Genomic DNA, 17,050 nt, shown 5'->3' with positions numbered 1-17,050 from the left:
CATCCAGCGCTAGCTCTCTGTTTGGCGCTGACGCTGACACGAGCGAATCGGGAGTGATCGAGAGACTCGAGCTCCCGATTCGATCACTGACGAAAGCATCCCGGATCGGCGAGCACATTCCCCTCGTTAGACGAGTTCGCTCACCAGCTGCTCGATTCGCGCCTTGATGTCGTCACGGATGGGACGCACGGCGTCGATGCCCTGGCCGGCCGGGTCGTCGAGCTTCCAGTCCTCGTAGCGCTTGCCGGGGAAGAACGGGCAGGCGTCACCGCATCCCATCGTGATGACGACATCGGATGCCTGCACGGCCTCGGTCGTCAGGATCTTGGGCTGCTCGGCGGTGATGTCGATCCCGAGTTCATTCATCGCTTCGACGGCAGTCGAGTTGATCTGGTCGGCGGGCATGGAGCCGGCGGAGCGGACCTCAATGCGGTCGCCGGCGATGTCGCGGAGGAATCCGGCGGCCATCTGCGAGCGTCCGGCGTTGTGGACGCAGACGAAGAGAACGGAGGGCTTGGTGGTCGTGTCAGTCATGGTTGCTCCTGGTGCGAGGGGTTGGTCAAGGGAGAAGGTCTTCGACGAGCGCGCGCACGCGGCCGGCGATGTCGTCACGGATGGCTTCGACACCGTCACGCGATGCGAGAGCAGGATCGCCGACTGCCCAGTCGTCGTAACGGACGCCGGGGATGATCGGGCAGACATCTCCGCAGCCCATCGTGATGACGACGTCCGCCGCACGGACGGCATCATCGGTGAGCGGCTTCGGAAAGCGCTCGACGGCAGCGTCACCTTCGATCTCGGCGAGAATCGACCGGACGTGAGGATGGATGACGTCGGCAGGAGCCGATCCTGCCGAGCGAGCCACGACCTTGCCGCCCGCCATCTTGTTGACGAGCGCGGCGGCGAGCTGCGAACGCCCCGCGTTGGCGACACAGACGAAGAGCACCTGGGGCACAGCAGAGTCGCGGTCCCGTGTGAGGTCGGCGAGTCGCTGACGTGCGAAGCGTTCGGTCAGTGGCACGAGTGCTGAGGTGACTCGCGCGGTGCGGGCGAGGGCGGTGTAGGACTCGCGGACGATGGTGAGCACGACATTGGGGTCGAGCTCGGGGACTTCTGCTGCGAGTTCATCTGCGAGATGGGTCACCCGCGCGTCGAAGTCGGGCCGCGGCTCATCGCGGCCGTCAGAGACACTCCACGGTGCGAGCGTCGCGGGCGCGAAGGATTCCAGCAGGGCCGTGACGGCGCTGCGCAGGTTCGGGTTGATCCGATACCAGACCCAGGTTCCACGCCGCTCCGAGGTGAGGACATCGACGTCCTTGAGCACCTTCAGATGATGAGAGACCGTCGGCTGGGAAACCTCGGCGAGCTCGGCGAGATCGCAGACGCACGACTCCCCTCGAGGGTCGGATGCGATGGCAGACAGCATTCGAAGACGGAGCGGATCCGACAGCGCCTTCAGAGTAGAGGCGACCGAGGTGGCCGCATCGACGCCTATGGCGTGGCTGGCGACAGGACTGCAGGTGTCGCCCTGGGTGGTCAGCACGGCGTTCATGTCTACATCCTTTCAGCGGTGAATGGATCGGTGTGGAACCAGCGTCGGGCTGCCCAGAGAGAGACATAGACCAGTCCGACGAGAACAGGGACTTCGATGAGCGGGCCGACGACTCCGGCGAGGGCCTGGCCGGATGTCGCGCCGAATGTGCCGATGGCGACGGCGATGGCGAGCTCGAAGTTGTTGCCCGCTGCGGTGAATGCCAGCGTCGACGAGCGTGCGTATCCGAGACCCAGTGCCTTGCCGGTGAAGAGGCCGATAAACCACATGATCCCGAAGTACGCCAGCAGTGGGAGGGCGATCCGAGCGACGTCCCAGGGGCGGCTCGTGACCTGTTCGCCCTGGAGCGCGAACAACAGCACGATGGTGAAGAGGAGACCGTAGAGGGCCCAGGGGCCGATCTTCGGGAGGTAGCGGTCTTCGTACCAGTCGCGTCCCTTCGTGCGCTCCCCGATGAAGCGGGAGGCGAATCCGGCGACGAGGGGTATGCCGAGGAAGATCAGCACGTTGAGCGCGATCTGCCAGACCGAGATCTCCAGGCCTTGGGAGTCGAGGCCGAGCCAGCCGGGCAGAACCGTCAGGTAGAACCAGCCGAGCAGCGAGAAGGCGAAGACCTGGAACACCGAATTGATGGCGACGAGCACTGCCGCAGCCTCGCGGTCGCCACAGGCGAGGTCATTCCAGATGACGACCATGGCGATGCAGCGGGCAAGACCGACGATGATGAGCCCGGTTCGATACTCAGGCAGGTCCGGGAGGAGGGCCCACGCAAGAACGAACATGAGCGCCGGTCCGACGAGCCAGTTGAGCACCAGGGAGGAGATGAGCAGCTTCTTGTCTCCGGTGACCGCGGCGACCTTGTCGTAACGGACCTTAGCGAGAACCGGGTACATCATCACCAGCAAGCCGAGGGCGATGGGAATCGAGATTCCACCGACCTCAAGATCGGCCAGGAGACCGGAGACGCCGGGGATGAAGCGGCCGATGACGATGCCGCCGACCATGGCGAGACCGATCCAGAGCGGCAACCACCGGTCGAGGGTCGACAGACGGCGCGTGGTGGTCGGGACGGTGGTAGGTGCGGTGGCGGTGCTCATGCGAGGAGAGCCTCCATCTTCGTGGCGATGATGGGCTTCGGGTGGGCGCCGATGAGTGTGTCGACGCGCGCGCCTCCCGTGTAGAACCCGAGGGTGGGAATGGACGTGACACCGACTGCGGTCACCGTCTCAGGGTTCTGGTCGGCGTCGAGCTTGACGATCTTCACACGGCCGTCGTACTCGGCGGCGAGCTGATCCAAGAGGGGTGCGACCTGCTTGCACGGCCCGCACCAGGTGGCCCAGATGTCGACGACGACGGGGATCTCGGAGTCGATGACCTCGGCCTGGAAGGTGGCATCGGTGACGGTGATGGGCGCGCTCATGCGAAGACCTCCTCGGTCTCGGTCGGTACCGATGCGGTCTCGTCCAGCGCCGCGAGGTAGTGCTGGGCGTCTTGTGCTGCGGCGCATCCGGTGCCTGCGGCGGTGATCGCCTGACGGTAGGTGTGGTCGACCAGGTCGCCCGCGGCGAAGACTCCCGCGAGGTTCGTGCGGGTGGAGGGGTGCTCGACGAGCACATAGCCGTCAGCATCCGTGTCTACGAGGCCGGTGACGATCTCGGAGCGCGGGTCATGGCCGATGGCGACGAAGACTCCCGTGGCCGAGATCGTCCGCTCGGCACCTGTGACGGTATCGCGGAGCGTTACGGCTTCGACCTTCTCGGCGCCCACGAGGCCGGCGACCTCGCTGTTCCAGGCGACCTCGATCTTGGGATGGTCGAGCACGCGCTGCGCCATGATCTTCGAGGCCCGGAACTCGTCGCGGCGGTGCACGACGGTGACCTTCGACGCGAAGCGGGTGAGGAACAGTGCTTCTTCCATCGCGGAGTCTCCGCCGCCGACGACGACGATCTCCTGCTCACGGAAGAAGAAGCCGTCACAGGTGGCGCACCAGGAGACGCCGTGACCGGTGAGTCGATCCTCGTCCGGCAAGCCGAGTTTGCGATAGGCAGAGCCCATTGTGAGGATGACGGCACGGGCGAGGAAGGTCTCCCCTGCTCCGGTCTCGACCGTTTTGATGGTCCCGTCGAGGTCGACGCGGACGGCGTCGTCAAGGAGGATTCGGGCACCGAAGCGCTCAGCCTGAGCGCGCATCGACTCCATCAGGTCGGGCCCCTGCACGCCGTCGACGAAACCGGGGAAGTTCTCGACCTCGGTCGTGGTCATCAGCGCGCCGCCCGCCGTCACAGAACCGGCGAGGACCACAGGAGCAAGGCCTGCACGCGCGGCGTAGACCGCGGCGGTGTAGCCCGCAGGCCCGGACCCGATGATGACCAGCTCAACCTCTTGAATCGACATGTGTCTATATTGACATCTGTCGATACCGAATGCAACTGTTATTGCCGGAGTTCACTTGCTCTTCACCTGGCGAACAGATCATGCAGGTGGAGCATTCGAGACAGTCAAGAGATCAGAGGACCACAGATGACCCACCCCAAGACGGTTCTGTTCATATGCAAGCACAATGCGGGGCGCTCCCAACTGGGCGCTCATCTTCTCGGACACATCGGCGATGGGCGACTTGTCGCGACGAGTGCGGGAATCACTCCAGCCGAGACGATCAACCCGGCCGTCGCCGCATCGCTGCACGAGCTCGGAATCGACACGTCAGCGGCGAGGCCTCGGGCCGTGACAGTGGATGATCTCAACGCGTCCGATGTCGTGGTCTTGATGAAACCGGGCCTCCCGCTGCCGGGCGCGGTGCGCGGAGAGCTGGTCGAGTGGTCATTTCCGGATCCCTCGAACTGGGAGGCCGACGGCGTCCGCGAACTCCGCGACGCCATCGACGCGAAGGTGCGTGGTTTGGCGGCTCGGCTCGTCAGCTAAGTGCTGAGAGGTGGGGCTCGGTTCGGGAGCCCCACCCCTCATGAGTTGCAATCAGCCGACAGTGACAGGCCGCGCGCCGATCTGCAGGGTCTGGGGAGCTGCGCAGCAGCTACCTACATTGTCATCGAAGGCACCGGATCCACCGCACACACCAGTGTCAGGGAGAGAGAGTTCGTTGCGTGCGGCCGCCTCGTGGTCGCCAGCGAGGTGAGCTGCGACACTACGGACCTGCTCGAAGCCAGTCAACGCGAGGAACGTTGGGGCTCGCCCGTAGGACTTCACTCCGACGATGAAGAACCCTTGCTCCGGCTGCGCCAGTTCTCTCGCTCCCGTCGCCGACACCGACCCGCAGGAGTGGATGTTCGGGTCAATCTCGGAGGCAATGCCTGCGACCGCCTCGAGAGTGGGATCGAGGTCGATCCTGAGCTCTCGCAGCATCCCGGTGTCAGGGCGGAAGCCCGTGAGTGCGAATACGCGCCCGACATTCGTCACCTCGCGCCCATCTTCGGCGACGAGTGTCAGACCATCGCCTCCGTGCTGGAACTCGGCGACGCGGAAGCCTGTCACGAGGTCGACGACCCCCTCGTCGATCACCTTGCGGGCGCGGGAACCAAGCGCGGCACGCTCCGGCAGCTCGTCCCCGATTCCGCCGCCGAAGACGTTGGCGGCGCTCCTCGGCGTAGCAGCCACGTCACGCGCGTTCCCGGCGACCGGCGGGCCAACTCACTCAGACGCAGCACGGCATGCGTGGCTGAGTGCCCCGCACCGACCACTACGACGTGCGAACCGGCGAGGTCCGACACATCGGAAGGGATGCGGTACGAAATCAGATCGGACGCGGCGGCTTCGCCGAGGGCCGGGAACCCATCCGCCCCAGCGGGATTCGGGAGGCCCCAGGTGCCGCTGGCATCGATGACCGCGCGGGCGAGGAGGCGGGATTCGTTGCCCGCGGCATCGACGGTGTGGACGACGAACGGCTGGCTCCGGCGGCCTGCGTCGACGACTTTGTCGCGGCCCTGGCGGGCGACTCCGGTGACGGTCGTCGCGTAGCGGATCCGGTCGCCCAGGACATCCGCGAGTGGCGTCAGGTAGTCGCTGACCCACTGCGCGCCGGTCGGATACCCCGAGGCGGGTGCGCTCCACCCCGTGGGCTCGAGCAGGCGGCGCGCCGCGGCGTCCGTAAGTTCTGGCCACGCCGAGAACAAGCGCACGTGTCCCCACTCGGAGACTGCAGCTGCAGGGCCGTGCCCGCGCTCGACGACGAGGACATTCTCGTCGCGCTCGACCAAATGCGCCGCTGCGGCGAGGCCCTGCGGCCCTGCTCCGATGACGACGACAGGAAGCTCAGACATCACATCTCCTCAAATCGAAAAACTTCAATATGAAGACTGTCGTCTATCTATCGAAGATTGTCAATACGTGCCAGACTAGTCCGGTGAGCTTGCCAACGACAATCGAATCGACCAGCTGCTGCGTCCCGCCAATCACCCCCTCCATGACCGTCGCGGATGCCGAGCGGGTTGCACGCGTGTTCAAGGCGCTTGGCGATCCAACGCGGGTGAGGCTGCTGTCTCTCATCGCCGCCGGGGCTGGCGGTGAGGCGTGCATTTGCGATCTGACCGAGCCCGTGGGGCTTTCGCAGGGCACGGTGTCGCACCACATGAAGCTCCTCGCCGACGCCGGCCTCGTCACGCGTGAACAGCGCGGCAAGTGGGCGTACTTCGCTCTCAACAGCGACGCGATGGATGCCGCTGCCGACTCTCTCCGCGCGGTGTGACCTCAGCGAGTGCCCCTCCGCCACACCTGGGCGGCCGGCTAGCCGCGCTGTCGGCGGGGCAGGTCATCAGTTGGGGAATCCTGTTCTATGCACTGATCGTCGCCTCTCCCGCGGTCGCGGATGACACCGGGTGGCCGGTGGCCCTGGTCACGCTGTCGTTCTCGTCGGGCCTGGTCGCCTCCGCCGTCGCCGGCGTATTCGTCGGAAAGTGGCTCGACGAGCGGGGGCCGCGCCTCATCATGACTGTTGGCAGCGTCGTCGGCCCGCTCGGCGTCGTGCTCGTCGCTCTCGCACCGAACCTTGCAGTCTTCACCGTGGGGTGGGTCATCGCGGGACTCGCACAATCGGCAGTGCTCTACCAAGCGGCGTTCACTGTCATCGCTCGCCGGTACGGCGCTCGACGCCGCGGGGCGATGACGATCTTGACCTTGGCCGGCGGGCTCGCATCGACGATCTTCGCCCCGATTGTCGCCGGACTCCTGGGGATAACCGACTGGCGGACCATGTTCCTGATACTCGCCGGCTTCCTGCTTCTCACCACCGCGCCGCTGCACTGGTTCAGCCTGGAGCGCACCTGGTCACCCGTTCGCCACGACGACGCCGCAGAGGTTCACACGGTGAGCACGGTCGTGCGCACCCGACGATTCTGGATGCTCGAGCTTTCCATGTTCGCCCTCGCCGCTGCGCTCTTCAGCGTGACCCTCGCGCTCATCCCGCTCTTCACCGAGAAGGGCATGAGCTATGAACTCGCCGCGTGGGCCCTCGGACTCCTCGGCGCCGGTCAGGTGATCGGGCGACTCCTCTACGTCGCCGTCCCGCACACTGCCCCACCATGGGTTCCCCTCACGGTGACCGCCGGCCTCAGCGTCATCTCTCTCACCTTGCTGTCCCTGATTCCCGGGCCTCCGTGGCTCCTGATCTCCATAGGTATCGCTGCGGGTGCCGTGCGAGGCGCTCAGACACTTGTCCAGGGTTCCGCCGTCGCGGATCGCTGGGGCACCCAGAACTACGGCGCCATCAACGGGATCTTCGCTGCTCCGATCACGCTCGTCGGGGCGTTCGGCCCGGCACTCGGTCCGCTTCTCGCAGTAGCCACCGGTTCGTACTCCGCCATGGCCCTCATCGCCGTCGGGCTCGCGGCGATCTCGCTCGCCTTCGCTCGGTTCTCCTAGGCGGTCAACCGAGCGATTGCCTGCGACCCGCGGGAGTTCTTCCGAGTCCGTTAACCTCACGTTCACATAGATGACCTTCTATCAATACGTCGAATAGATCACCATCTATTCGAGGCGGTCTATCGGCCGCCTGTCACGAGTCTGAGATGAAGGAAGCAATCGTGCGAAAGACCACAGCAAAGATCTTCGCCTCCACAGCATTGGTCATCGGCGTTCTTGCGCTGAGCGCCTGTGGTGGGCAGCCGAGCGCAGGCGAATCCGCCGGCTCCGGTGAAGGATCGGGCGGACTGACCGGTTCGGTGAACACCGATGGGTCGTCGACAGTCGCCCCTCTCACGGAAGCCGCAGCCGACTTGTTCCGCGATGAGGAGTCCGGAGTGAACGTCTCCGTCGCCACCTCGGGCACCGGTGGCGGCTTCAAGACCTTCTGCGCGGGCGAGACGGACATCTCCAACGCCTCCCGCGCCATCAAGGACGAAGAAGCCGCCGAGTGCGAGGCCGCCGGCATCGAGTACACCGAGATCATCGCGGCCAACGACGGCCTGTCCGTCGTCGTCAATCCCGAGAACGACTGGGCTGAAGACCTCACGGTCGAGCAGCTGAACAAGATCTGGGGTCCCGAGGCCGAGGGCGAGATCACGAACTGGAACCAGGTGGACTCGAGCTTCCCCGACCAGGCGATCACGCTGTTCGGTGCAGGCACCGACTCGGGAACGTTCGACTACTTCACCGACGCCATCAACGGTGAGGAGGGCGCGATTCGCACCGACTACAGCCCTTCGGAAGACGACAACATCACCATCCAGGGGGTCGCAGGTGACGTCGGTGCCATCGGGTTCCTCGGGCTCAGCTACGTCGAAGAGAACGAGGGCGTCATCAAGGCTGTCGCGGTCGACGGCGTCATGCCGAGCACCGAGACCGTCCAGGACGGCACCTACACTCCGCTCGGGCGCCCCCTGTTCATCTACGTGAACAACGCCTCGTACGTCGACAAGGAGCCGGTGAAGGCGTTCGTCGACTTCTACGTTGCCAACTCGCTCGACATCGCCGAGCGCGCCCTGTTCGTGCCGCTCACCGAGGAGCAGGTCACCACTGCCTCGGACGAGCTCGCGTCCCTCGGCTGAACCCGTCGCTCAGGACGCCACCCATGACCACCGTCACTGAGCGGCCCGGGGGCCCGGCTACCGGCCGGGCCCCCGCCCCCTCCTCCTCTTTCGCAGGCCGCCGCCGGCCCGGTGAGTTCCTCATCAAACTCTGCCTGCGCCTTGCCGCAGCCATCACGGTCATCACGACCGTGGGCATCGTCATCGCGCTCCTGGTCCCGTCCCTGAGCTTCTTCGCAGAGGTCTCACCGTTCGAGTTCCTCTTCGGGACACGCTGGGCCCCACGATTCGCGGACGCCTCCTTCGGCGTCCTCCCCCTGGTCACCGCCACCCTGTGGACCACGGTCATCGCGCTCCTCGTTGCCGTTCCTTTCGGCCTCGGTGCGGCGATCCTCCTCGCGGAGTATGCGAAACCGCGAGTGCGGAAGGTACTTAAGCCCCTGCTGGAGATCCTCGCGGGTATCCCGACTGTGGTCTACGGGTTCTTCGCGCTCCAGTTCGTTCAGGGCACCGTCCTCCGCGATTGGCTGCAGCTCCCCACCGGGGCGTTCAGCGTTCTCGCCGCCGGCCTCGTCATGGGAGTCATGATCATCCCGACCATCGCATCCATCGCCGAGGACGCGATGTCTGCTGTCCCCAGCGCGCTCCGTCAGGGAAGTGCCGCTCTTGGCGCAAACCGGATGCAGACCACTCTCCGCGTGGTCTTTCCGGCCGCGCTGTCTGGCATCGTCGCCGCCGTCGTTCTCGGAATCTCCCGAGCAGTCGGAGAAACGATGATTGTCGCAATCGCTGCGGGTAGTCAGGCGCAGCTCGTGAGCAATCCGCTGCAGCAGGGGCAGACGATGACCGGCTTCATCGCGAACGCCGCTCTCGGGGACTCCCGCGTCGGAAGCCTCGAGTACAACACTCTCTTCGCTGTCGGATTGCTGTTGTTCCTCATCACGCTGCTCATCAACTTCATCAGCATCCGCTTCGTTCGCCGATTCCGGGAGGCCTACTGATGTCCGCGCCCGCCATTCCCGAGTCCCGTGTGCTTAACGCGACCCGGCCGCTGAATACCGGCCGAAACGGCGAACTGCGTCCCACTGCGCTGATCTTCCTCGTACTTCTGTGGCTGTCGCTCTTCGTCGCGTTCGCTGTGCTCGTCACTCTGCTGATCACGATCTTCATCACCGGGCAGAACAAGCTCACCTGGAACCTGGTGACGAACTTCCCCTCCGCAGACCCGGAGGAAGCCGGAGCTCGTCCAGCCATCCTCGGATCGGTCTGGGCAATTGGTGCCACCGCCGTGATGACCCTCCCCCTCGGAATCGCCGCTGCCGTGCACCTCGAGGAGTTCGCCGACCGGAAGCGCTGGTTCAACCGGTTCGTCGAGCTCAACGTCCAGAACCTTGCCGCTGTCCCCTCAATCGTCTACGGTCTCCTCGCTCTCGCCTTCCTGTCGATGCTCGGAGTCACCAACAAGAACATCGTCATCGGTGGAGCATTCGCGCTGACGCTCCTCATCCTCCCGGTCATCATCATCGCCACCAGGGAGGCGCTGCGCGCCGTACCCCGGGAGATCCGCGACGGCTCGCTCGCGCTGGGGGCCACCCAATGGCAGACGACGTGGAGGCAGGTGCTTCCCGCGTCGGTCCCCGGTATCGCGACAGGCTCGATCCTCGCGCTGTCCCGAGCTCTCGGCGAAGCAGCCCCACTGCTCGTCCTCGGTGCACTCGTCTACATCACGTTCGATCCGAACGGTCTGCTCAGCGGCTACACCACGCTCCCCATCCAGATTTTCAACTGGACCGGGCGCCCGCAGGAGGGATTCCACGAGCTCGCCGGCGCCACAAGCCTCCTCCTGCTCGCCGTTCTCATCCTGATGAACGCCCTCGCCATCTTCATCCGCAACAAGTTCCAGAAACGGTGGTAAACCCATGAGCACCTCCACGAGCACCTCGACGAGCGCAGCGGCGCCGACGGCGGCACACACCCACTTCCAGGCCGCAGACTCACGGCGGGTTGCCGAAACCCCCAGCGGACTCATCCGTTGCGAAGACGTCAATGTGTACTACGGGGACTTCCGGGCCGTCACAGGCGTCAACCTCGAGTTCGGACGCAACGAGATCACCGCGCTCATCGGCCCCTCCGGTTGCGGCAAATCCACGCTCCTGCGCTCCCTGAACCGCATGAACGACCTCGTCGACGGTGCCCGCGTCGAAGGAAACGTCATCTTTCAAGAGGAAGACATCTACGCGAAGGGCGTCGACCCCATCGAGGTCCGACGACGCATCGGGATGGTCTTCCAAAAGCCGAACCCGTTCCCGAAGTCGATCTACGACAACATCGCCTACGGCCCTCGCGTCACAGGGATGAAGGTCGACAACATGGACGACCTCGTCGAGGAGGCACTCACACGCTCAGCACTCTGGGGCGAGGTGAAAGACAAGCTCAAGCAGTCCGCGTTCGGACTCTCCGGCGGCCAGCAGCAGCGCCTATGCATCGCGCGCACCATCGCGGTGCAGCCCGACGTGATCCTGATGGATGAGCCGTGCTCGGCCCTCGATCCCATCGCCACCTCGCGGATCGAAGACCTCATGCACGAGCTGCGCCAGGACTACACAATCATCATCGTCACCCACAACATGCAGCAGGCTGCACGAGTCGCCGACCGCACGGCATTCTTCACCGCCCTGGCCGACGAGACCACCGGAGACCGCACAGGAGTCCTGGTGGAATACGACCTCACCAAGAACATCTTCGAGCAGCCGCAGGACCAGCGCACGGAGGACTACATCAGCGGACGATTCGGATGACCTCCCTGTCTGGTGGTGATCCGCGGTTCGTTCTGCACGGGCGCAGTTCGGAGATCCTTCGTGGGAGCTTCGCCGAGTTCAGACATGCAGGCGTCCCGATAACGGTGCACGCTGAGATCGTCGATGCGCTGGCAGACTTGGCCCACGACTACGAGGCCTCGCTCGTCCTCGCCGGCGGGGAGTCGGTCGACCGGCTCGCGGCCATCGTGCAGATCGCCGAGCCGGTGTGCGGAGGACCGATCTTCTTCGGGGTGAGCGAAGACACGGAGACGTCGATGATCGAAGCTGCGATGCGAGCAGGAATGCGTGGCACCATCCGCCTCCCCATCACCCCCGACCGATTGCGTGAATTGGCGCGCCTCCACCCACGGACAGGCCCGCTTGACCGCACCCTCCGATTCGGGGAACTGACCCTCGACATCACGCACCGCAGCCTCCGCTGGCAGAAGCATGCGCTGTTGCTTCCCCCGCGCGAATTCGAACTTCTGCATCAGATCATGCGCGCGTACCCGGAGAGCGTGAGCATTGACACACTCGCCCTCGCGTTCGGCTCCGATCTCGAGGATCCGCACGCTTCTGTTCGCGTCGCCATGACAAAACTGCGGGCCCGGCTGGCGACTTTTGCCCCCGCACAAGCCCTCATCGAGACGGTGCGAGTGGCCGGCTACCGACTCGCGTCCTGAGGCTCCACTTTGAGCTCGACCAGGAGCTGAAGCACCCGGGCGCGAATGTCGTCTCTAACGCCACGAAGACCGTCTTCATCGAGTTCCAACGGATCCGGCAGATCCCACTCCATGTAACGGCGCCCAGGGAAGACGGGGCACGCATCCCCACACCCCATCGTGATGACGTAGTCGGCGGCACGCACCACTTCGTCGGTCAGCGGTTTCGGGAACTCGCCCCAGAGCTCCACGCCCACTTCCTCCAGTGCCGCGGCAACACGAGGGTGTGCGCCCTCCGCCGGTGAGGATCCAGCCGTGCGCACGTGCACCCGGCCGCCAGACAGATGGCGGAGTAAGGCTCCAGCCATCTGCGACCTCCCCGCATTCTGCACGCACACAAACAGGACCTCAGGAGTATCACGCAAAACCAAACCCTGACTCGTTGCCAGCGCATCCAGGCGGTCGGCCGCGTACCGGGCGGTCATAGTCAACAGGTGCTCGCGCACTCGCGTCCGCTGGCTCAGAAGGAGGTAACTCTGAGCGACATAACCCGCCACTGTCTCGCGGCTGAACGTCGAGCTGAATCGGTACGAGAGGTCGTCAACGATGGTGGACACAGCGCGCGGCAGAGCCGTGACGGAAGCCTCGGGGGTTGTCGGCTCAATCGACTCACTCGACAGCAATCTCCCGAACCGGACCCAGGCGTCGGCTGTCGGCACCCAGACATCGCCATCGCTACGGATGAGATCAACGAGCTCCAGCGAGTGAATTGCCTGCTCGACGACCGATAGATCGGCGTTCAGAACAACAGCTATCTCCGTGGCCTTGATTCCGGAGGCAAGCGCACTGAGAACCCGGAGCGTATCGGGGTTGCCGAGAACTGACACTTGACCGGCCCGTTCCCGGGCAGCCTGCTCCCCGAGGGGGCTCCCCACTCGGTGCGGCGGCTCCTCGTTCATCGGAGGAAGTCCTCGACGGCGCTACGGCGCGTCGGGTGCACGGAGAGCCAGCCGAGCTTGCCGTCCTGCTCGCGTGCCAGGAATCCGTCGTCCAACAGAATGCGGACGTGATGGGTCACTGTCGGCTGACGCAACCCCAACGCCTCCGCTAGTTGGCCAACTGTCGCTCGCTCGTCAGCCGAACCCAGAATGATGCTCAAGATCTGCAACCGAGTCGGATCAGCGACCGCCCTCAACGTCCGCGCCAGCTCCTCAGCAGCACCACGATTGAGCGCAGCTCCGACCCGAGGCTTCGGTGCGGGCTGAGCGGTCATGCGAGGATTCTAGTTGCCGAACCTTGCGAGCCCCTCAGACGTGCCGGTGCTCGAAACGTGCGGGACTGGGGCGTGACTACTTCGCAAACATGTCGCCGCGAAGCTTCGATGCGGCGTGCAAACGGAGGAGCTCTATGCTGAGAGCCGCGCTTGCCGGGCTGCTTTGAGACAAGCTCTTCGCGGCAACTGCGAGGGCGGGACGAGCGGCGTTTCGGTCGAGAGCGATCAGCATGTCGACCGAGACTCCGAGGGAACGTCCTCGCCAGACAGCACCAGGTGTCTGCAGTTGCTCCACAAGGAGTAGGACCTCCGCCGCCGGGCTGGAGGCCCGGGCTAGTGCATGTGCGAGGATCGCCGCGTCGGCGTGAATCGGTCCGGGTTCGGGCCTTATGTATTTCCGTCCCTCGGTCAACGTCGTTCGTGCCTGCTTAGCAAGATGAGACATACCCGCGCTATTGTCGCTCAATGCGCGGGTGGCGAGATTCGATTGATTCTCGCGGCTGAGCTCGTGCAGTGCCTCAAGAACGAGGGCTTGCTCGCGACCGCCTTGCTCCAAACCAGTGGCCAGAAGACTGGCAACGTTGGCCGGCATGCCATCGGCGAGATCTGCGAACTGGCTCACAGCAGCGCTGAGGAGTTTGCGTCGTGTCGCCGGGAACTCGATCCCGAAGTTGTCGAGGTAGAGGTCGCCGGCGAGGCTCGCGCCGAGGGCGGTAATCGGTGACTCGGCACATTGGGTGTCGTACTGAACGACGATGTCGATGAGGTCATCGATGAGGTGCTCGCGACGCTTCAGCAGACGGCCCGCCGCGAGCAGCCACGTGTTGCGCCAGTGACTCGATGGCACGAGTTCGCGTAGGTTCTGCAAGACAACCTGTTCGTCGCCATCGGTGATCGCGCGTGCCGCCATGTACTCCTGCAACGATCGAACTTCGAACTCGTACTTCGATGCCTTCGGAGAGACGAGCATGACCAGTCGCTCCGTCGAAAGCTTCAGAAGGGTCGTCGCGATCGACTCCGATTCGCTCTCCTCAAATCCAGCCGAGCTGAGCCGACGGCGAAGGATGCGGGAGATCTCGGACTTCGTGAGGATGGCATCCGAGTTCCCTGGTCTCTCAGTACGCGCCTGCAACTTGAGCCCAGCCTGCTCGTGAAGATGATCGATGTGCGGACGCAGCGACTTGAGCTCCGTGAACGCTTCACTTTTCGCCAGTTCCCGGTCGTAGACGACGCGATAGTACCGATCGAACAACTCGAATCGATCGGTCGGCAGATCGACTGCTTCTTCGGCGAGAGCAGTCATGATCGTCACCTGCAAGGGAGTTGTCATCAGTCGTTGCGTGACTCGTTCGTGGACCGCCGTGATGAGCCTTTGTGCAACCTGCTCGGCGAGGTCCGGATCGTCGACTGCCCGCAACGCGGTGAGTGCTTCCGAGTAGCTGATCGCTTCCGTTTCGGTGAGTTCCGACAGGGCGATCTGCGTGCAGGGAAACGCATCGTCGAACTCCCGTCGATATCCCTGTGGACGTGTTGTGGCGACGAAGAGCACGTCCGCCTTTTCAGAGCTGAGCTCGCTCACCAGCGCTGTGACCGCCTCGATTAGCCGGCTGCGGATCTTCGCGTCAGGCACCTCATCAAGGCCGTCGAGCACGAGGCATGACGGCCAGGTGCGAAACCAATCCAGCAGCGCACCTGGGTCTGACTTTTTCCCCCGAATCAGGATGGAGTCTGCGATGTAGGTCAGCAACGAAAACGTCGACGGGGAGGATGCGATCGCGGCCCCCGCCTTCGCCAGCTCGATCACAAACGGCCATCGACGTTTCTGCGGGTTCGGGATACCAGCCTTTCTGAGCCGTGAGTTGAGGCCATCGAAGGCGGATTGTGCTCTCTCGCCGTAAGCCCCGATATTCGTGTCGGCGAGGAAGGCGACACGATACGTGTGGGCGATCACCTGGGCGATCGTGCTCTTGCCCTGGCCTGGGCCCCCGACGATGACCACTCCACGGGGTCCCCGCCCGGCGACGGTCGACAAGGGGAGGTCACCGATCTGCACCGTCTCTGCCGCAGTCATCATCCGCCGCTGGCCCTCCCCGCCCGCGGTCGCCCCGGCAGTGAACGGCAGATCAATAGCGATGTCCGCGAGCCGCACCTTCGACGCATCGTTGTACCCCGCATCGCCCGTTCGAACCCATTGCCTGTTGATCAGCTCGGCAACTGCGTGCCCAGCAAGGCGATCTACCTCCAGCGCCGTCTTCTCGGGGAGCAGCTCGGCGACTTGCGCAAGAAAGTCTCCGGTAACGATCTGCTCCAAGTACCGCTGCCGAATAGAGGTATGGGTGTCGAGCAGTACGCGAATCTCGTCGTAGTCCCAGACGTACCAGCCACGCAGACCCAAGTCTTCTGCGTTGGCCGCGAGGAGCTCATCAAACTGATCACGACCGCCAACGCCTTTGGTCCCGGTCAGCACGACGTTCGTGGCGAACAACAGGTACTCCGGGGTCTTCTCACCGACTCTCCTTTTTACGAGCCAGCCACGCAACTCTGAGCGAACCTCATCAAGAAACCACCGCCAGTCAGCTGTCGTCGAGACCGGCTTTTCGTTGTACTTCATTTGAATGACGCCGTAACCGTCCCACTTCGCGCCCGCGCCAATCGGGAAGTCGACTCGGCCGTCGAAGGTTGCGTCGCGCTGTGCGTCGCGACCTGATCCAAACGGTCTGACGCCATTCCCCAGCTCAGCCTTCGCGAGCGCCTGGAGCATGTGCTCGAACTGCTGCCAGCCCATTCGGTTGAGGTTGTAGTGGCCCATAGAGTCCCTCCGGGTCAACGTCGACGCCTATGAGGCGCATTAGAGACATTCTGTACCAGTGCTGCTGCCTATCCGGCTGAACCGGCGAGCGAACGCGTTCGACCGTACGGGGTTCTCCCGGCGACGAGAAACGATCCCAATCCGATCACCAGCGCGCACATTTGAGCCGAGTAGGGCGAGGCCTGAGCTCCGCCCGCCTGCCATTGAACCGATCGGATCCTCGACGTCAATGCCCAGGGAAACCTCCCCTTCCGGTGAAGGCTCATCTACGCTGTCGCACATGGATGAAACCGATGGCCAGCCACGGCCCCGCCCTTGGCAAGCACAGCCATCCACCGATGTGATCGCGGCGTTCACTGACGCCGTCGCTCGATTGAACGCCGACGGGGACTTCATCGTTCGAGCGCTGACTGACCAGCTGCTCGCAGAGCGACCGATCGCGGACCAAGAAGAGCTGACGCCGCAGGAGATCAGCTATCTCACCCGGTCCAAGGCCTTCACGCCCGAGTCGTTCGAGAAGACATCGACTCGGGTTGCTCGCGGCGGTCTTCTGGCGAGCGAAGCGAGCACCCTTCTGACGGGCGTGCTTCAAACCATGTCCGCGTCCGCAGCCGCTGCCTTCTTGAGTATGGACGAGGACTCGCTCTTCGCCGCCGCCGATCGTGGCGAGTTGTACGCCGTCGATGTTGCCCACTCCAGACGGTTTCCGTCGTGGCAGTTCAGTCTCTCGTCGCCAGGAAAAATCCTGCCGCACCTGACCGAGATCATCGACATTGTGAAAGACAAAGGATGGGTGTCGGTATCGGCTCTCATGGCGACGCCCCAGTCGATCATGGTCACCGACGGGCAGCAGAGCCCTGTGGAATGGTTCAGGCGCGGCGGCGACGCGGAGACCCTGGCTCGGATCATCGAGGCCCAGAAGTGGCGATAGAGCTCCTGCTGGGGACGCGAATTCATGCGCGCCGCCGCTCTCGCATGTCGC

The 17,050-nt window shown here is 64.3% G+C and carries 17 protein-coding genes and 1 pseudogene; 9 read left to right on the top strand and 9 right to left on the bottom strand.

What is annotated here, in order from left to right:
- Nucleotides 1-126: 126 nt before the first annotated feature.
- Genes G4G29_RS01715 through trxB form a run of 5 tightly spaced genes read right to left on the bottom strand, consistent with a single transcriptional unit; the run spans nucleotide 127 to nucleotide 3,946 of the window.
- The gene (locus G4G29_RS01715) at nucleotides 127-534 is read right to left on the bottom strand and encodes an arsenate reductase ArsC (RefSeq protein ID WP_183151629.1); all 408 of its coding nucleotides are present in this window, start codon (nucleotides 532-534) and stop codon (nucleotides 127-129) included.
- 25 nt (nucleotides 535-559) lie between these two features.
- Nucleotides 560-1,552 carry a metalloregulator ArsR/SmtB family transcription factor gene (locus tag G4G29_RS01710; RefSeq protein ID WP_029264079.1) on the bottom strand — a complete coding sequence of 331 codons (993 nt, stop codon included), beginning with the start codon at nucleotides 1,550-1,552 and terminating at the stop codon, nucleotides 560-562.
- A gap of 2 nt (nucleotides 1,553-1,554) precedes the next feature.
- Nucleotides 1,555-2,649 (bottom strand): ACR3 family arsenite efflux transporter, encoded by a 1,095-nt coding sequence (gene arsB, locus G4G29_RS01705; RefSeq protein WP_183151628.1) that lies wholly within the window; start codon nucleotides 2,647-2,649, stop codon nucleotides 1,555-1,557.
- A complete protein-coding gene (gene trxA, locus G4G29_RS01700) occupies nucleotides 2,646-2,972 on the bottom strand; it encodes a thioredoxin (protein ID WP_183151627.1) in 327 nt (108 codons plus the stop codon). The genes arsB and trxA overlap by 4 nt, the downstream gene beginning before the upstream one ends.
- Nucleotides 2,969-3,946, bottom strand: coding sequence for a thioredoxin-disulfide reductase (gene trxB / locus G4G29_RS01695; RefSeq protein ID WP_183151626.1), 978 nt, complete (start codon nucleotides 3,944-3,946; stop codon nucleotides 2,969-2,971). The genes trxA and trxB overlap by 4 nt, the downstream gene beginning before the upstream one ends.
- A 126-nt stretch (nucleotides 3,947-4,072) precedes the next feature.
- Here trxB and G4G29_RS01690 point away from each other — a divergent pair, with 126 nt between their 5' ends.
- On the top strand, nucleotides 4,073-4,474 hold the full coding sequence (locus G4G29_RS01690; protein WP_183151625.1) for a low molecular weight phosphatase family protein: 402 nt from the start codon (nucleotides 4,073-4,075) through the stop codon (nucleotides 4,472-4,474).
- A 51-nt stretch (nucleotides 4,475-4,525) separates the two neighbouring features.
- Here G4G29_RS01690 and G4G29_RS01685 read toward each other — a convergent pair.
- Nucleotides 4,526-5,826: pseudogene (locus G4G29_RS01685) on the bottom strand (NAD(P)-binding domain-containing protein).
- A 143-nt stretch (nucleotides 5,827-5,969) separates the two neighbouring features.
- On the opposite strand from G4G29_RS01685, the gene G4G29_RS01680 reads away from it, so the two are divergent.
- The 7 genes from G4G29_RS01680 (at nucleotide 5,970) to G4G29_RS01650 (ending at nucleotide 12,007) form a co-directional block, all read left to right on the top strand.
- Nucleotides 5,970-6,251: a metalloregulator ArsR/SmtB family transcription factor gene (locus G4G29_RS01680; protein ID WP_202045501.1), complete on the top strand. Its 282-nt coding sequence runs from the start codon at nucleotides 5,970-5,972 to the stop codon at nucleotides 6,249-6,251.
- The gene (locus G4G29_RS01675) at nucleotides 6,248-7,423 is read left to right on the top strand and encodes an MFS transporter (RefSeq protein ID WP_244632318.1); all 1,176 of its coding nucleotides are present in this window, start codon (nucleotides 6,248-6,250) and stop codon (nucleotides 7,421-7,423) included. Before G4G29_RS01680 ends, G4G29_RS01675 begins: the two co-directional genes overlap by 4 nt.
- A gap of 146 nt (nucleotides 7,424-7,569) precedes the next feature.
- Entirely contained in the window at nucleotides 7,570-8,547 is a 978-nt protein-coding gene (locus tag G4G29_RS01670) for a PstS family phosphate ABC transporter substrate-binding protein (protein ID WP_183151623.1), read from the top strand.
- A gap of 23 nt (nucleotides 8,548-8,570) precedes the next feature.
- Nucleotides 8,571-9,527: a phosphate ABC transporter permease subunit PstC gene (gene pstC, locus G4G29_RS01665; RefSeq protein ID WP_183151622.1), complete on the top strand. Its 957-nt coding sequence runs from the start codon at nucleotides 8,571-8,573 to the stop codon at nucleotides 9,525-9,527.
- Nucleotides 9,527-10,441 carry a phosphate ABC transporter permease PstA gene (pstA, locus tag G4G29_RS01660; protein ID WP_183151621.1) on the top strand — a complete coding sequence of 305 codons (915 nt, stop codon included), beginning with the start codon at nucleotides 9,527-9,529 and terminating at the stop codon, nucleotides 10,439-10,441. The genes pstC and pstA overlap by 1 nt, the downstream gene beginning before the upstream one ends.
- Before the next feature lie 4 nt (nucleotides 10,442-10,445).
- Nucleotides 10,446-11,324, top strand: coding sequence for a phosphate ABC transporter ATP-binding protein PstB (gene pstB, locus G4G29_RS01655; RefSeq protein ID WP_345941141.1), 879 nt, complete (start codon nucleotides 10,446-10,448; stop codon nucleotides 11,322-11,324).
- 206 nt (nucleotides 11,325-11,530) lie between these two features.
- A complete protein-coding gene (locus tag G4G29_RS01650) occupies nucleotides 11,531-12,007 on the top strand; it encodes a winged helix-turn-helix domain-containing protein (protein ID WP_183151620.1) in 477 nt (158 codons plus the stop codon).
- Here G4G29_RS01650 and G4G29_RS01645 read toward each other — a convergent pair.
- The 3 genes from G4G29_RS01645 to G4G29_RS01635 all read right to left on the bottom strand — a co-directional run bounded on the left by G4G29_RS01645 (nucleotide 11,989) and on the right by G4G29_RS01635 (nucleotide 16,068).
- A complete protein-coding gene (locus tag G4G29_RS01645; RefSeq protein WP_183151619.1) occupies nucleotides 11,989-12,945 on the bottom strand; it encodes an arsenate reductase ArsC in 957 nt (318 codons plus the stop codon). The two genes, G4G29_RS01650 and G4G29_RS01645, sit on opposite strands and share 19 nt — an antisense overlap.
- Nucleotides 12,942-13,259, bottom strand: coding sequence for a metalloregulator ArsR/SmtB family transcription factor (locus tag G4G29_RS01640; protein ID WP_183151618.1), 318 nt, complete (start codon nucleotides 13,257-13,259; stop codon nucleotides 12,942-12,944). The genes G4G29_RS01645 and G4G29_RS01640 overlap by 4 nt, the downstream gene beginning before the upstream one ends.
- 76 nt (nucleotides 13,260-13,335) lie before the next feature.
- A complete protein-coding gene (locus G4G29_RS01635; RefSeq protein WP_183151617.1) occupies nucleotides 13,336-16,068 on the bottom strand; it encodes a hypothetical protein in 2,733 nt (910 codons plus the stop codon).
- Between the two features lie 280 nt (nucleotides 16,069-16,348).
- Here G4G29_RS01635 and G4G29_RS01630 point away from each other — a divergent pair, with 280 nt between their 5' ends.
- Nucleotides 16,349-16,999, top strand: a complete 651-nt coding sequence (locus tag G4G29_RS01630) for a hypothetical protein (RefSeq protein WP_183151616.1) — start codon at nucleotides 16,349-16,351, stop codon at nucleotides 16,997-16,999.
- Nucleotides 17,000-17,050: the final 51 nt, after the last annotated feature.

Source organism: Microbacterium sp. Se63.02b (genome assembly GCF_014171575.1).
Taxonomy (GTDB): Bacteria; Actinomycetota; Actinomycetes; order Actinomycetales; family Microbacteriaceae; genus Microbacterium.
The sequence above is the reverse complement of the archived record's forward strand: the minus strand, read 5'-3'. Positions and strand labels throughout refer to the sequence as shown.

Coding starts and splice junctions, on each gene's coding strand:
- G4G29_RS01680 (WP_202045501.1), top strand. CDS start 5,970: ATGACCGTCGCGGATGCCGAGCGGGTTGCACGCGTGTTCAAGGCGCTT.
- arsB (WP_183151628.1), bottom strand. CDS start 2,649: ATGAGCACCGCCACCGCACCTACCACCGTCCCGACCACCACGCGCCGT.
- G4G29_RS01690 (WP_183151625.1), top strand. CDS start 4,073: ATGACCCACCCCAAGACGGTTCTGTTCATATGCAAGCACAATGCGGGG.
- trxB (WP_183151626.1), bottom strand. CDS start 3,946: ATGTCGATTCAAGAGGTTGAGCTGGTCATCATCGGGTCCGGGCCTGCG.
- trxA (WP_183151627.1), bottom strand. CDS start 2,972: ATGAGCGCGCCCATCACCGTCACCGATGCCACCTTCCAGGCCGAGGTC.
- G4G29_RS01645 (WP_183151619.1), bottom strand. CDS start 12,945: ATGAACGAGGAGCCGCCGCACCGAGTGGGGAGCCCCCTCGGGGAGCAG.
- G4G29_RS01670 (WP_183151623.1), top strand. CDS start 7,570: ATGAAGGAAGCAATCGTGCGAAAGACCACAGCAAAGATCTTCGCCTCC.
- pstC (WP_183151622.1), top strand. CDS start 8,571: ATGACCACCGTCACTGAGCGGCCCGGGGGCCCGGCTACCGGCCGGGCC.
- pstA (WP_183151621.1), top strand. CDS start 9,527: ATGTCCGCGCCCGCCATTCCCGAGTCCCGTGTGCTTAACGCGACCCGG.
- G4G29_RS01710 (WP_029264079.1), bottom strand. CDS start 1,552: ATGAACGCCGTGCTGACCACCCAGGGCGACACCTGCAGTCCTGTCGCC.
- G4G29_RS01640 (WP_183151618.1), bottom strand. CDS start 13,259: ATGACCGCTCAGCCCGCACCGAAGCCTCGGGTCGGAGCTGCGCTCAAT.
- G4G29_RS01715 (WP_183151629.1), bottom strand. CDS start 534: ATGACTGACACGACCACCAAGCCCTCCGTTCTCTTCGTCTGCGTCCAC.
- pstB (WP_345941141.1), top strand. CDS start 10,446: ATGAGCACCTCCACGAGCACCTCGACGAGCGCAGCGGCGCCGACGGCG.
- G4G29_RS01635 (WP_183151617.1), bottom strand. CDS start 16,068: ATGGGCCACTACAACCTCAACCGAATGGGCTGGCAGCAGTTCGAGCAC.
- G4G29_RS01630 (WP_183151616.1), top strand. CDS start 16,349: ATGGATGAAACCGATGGCCAGCCACGGCCCCGCCCTTGGCAAGCACAG.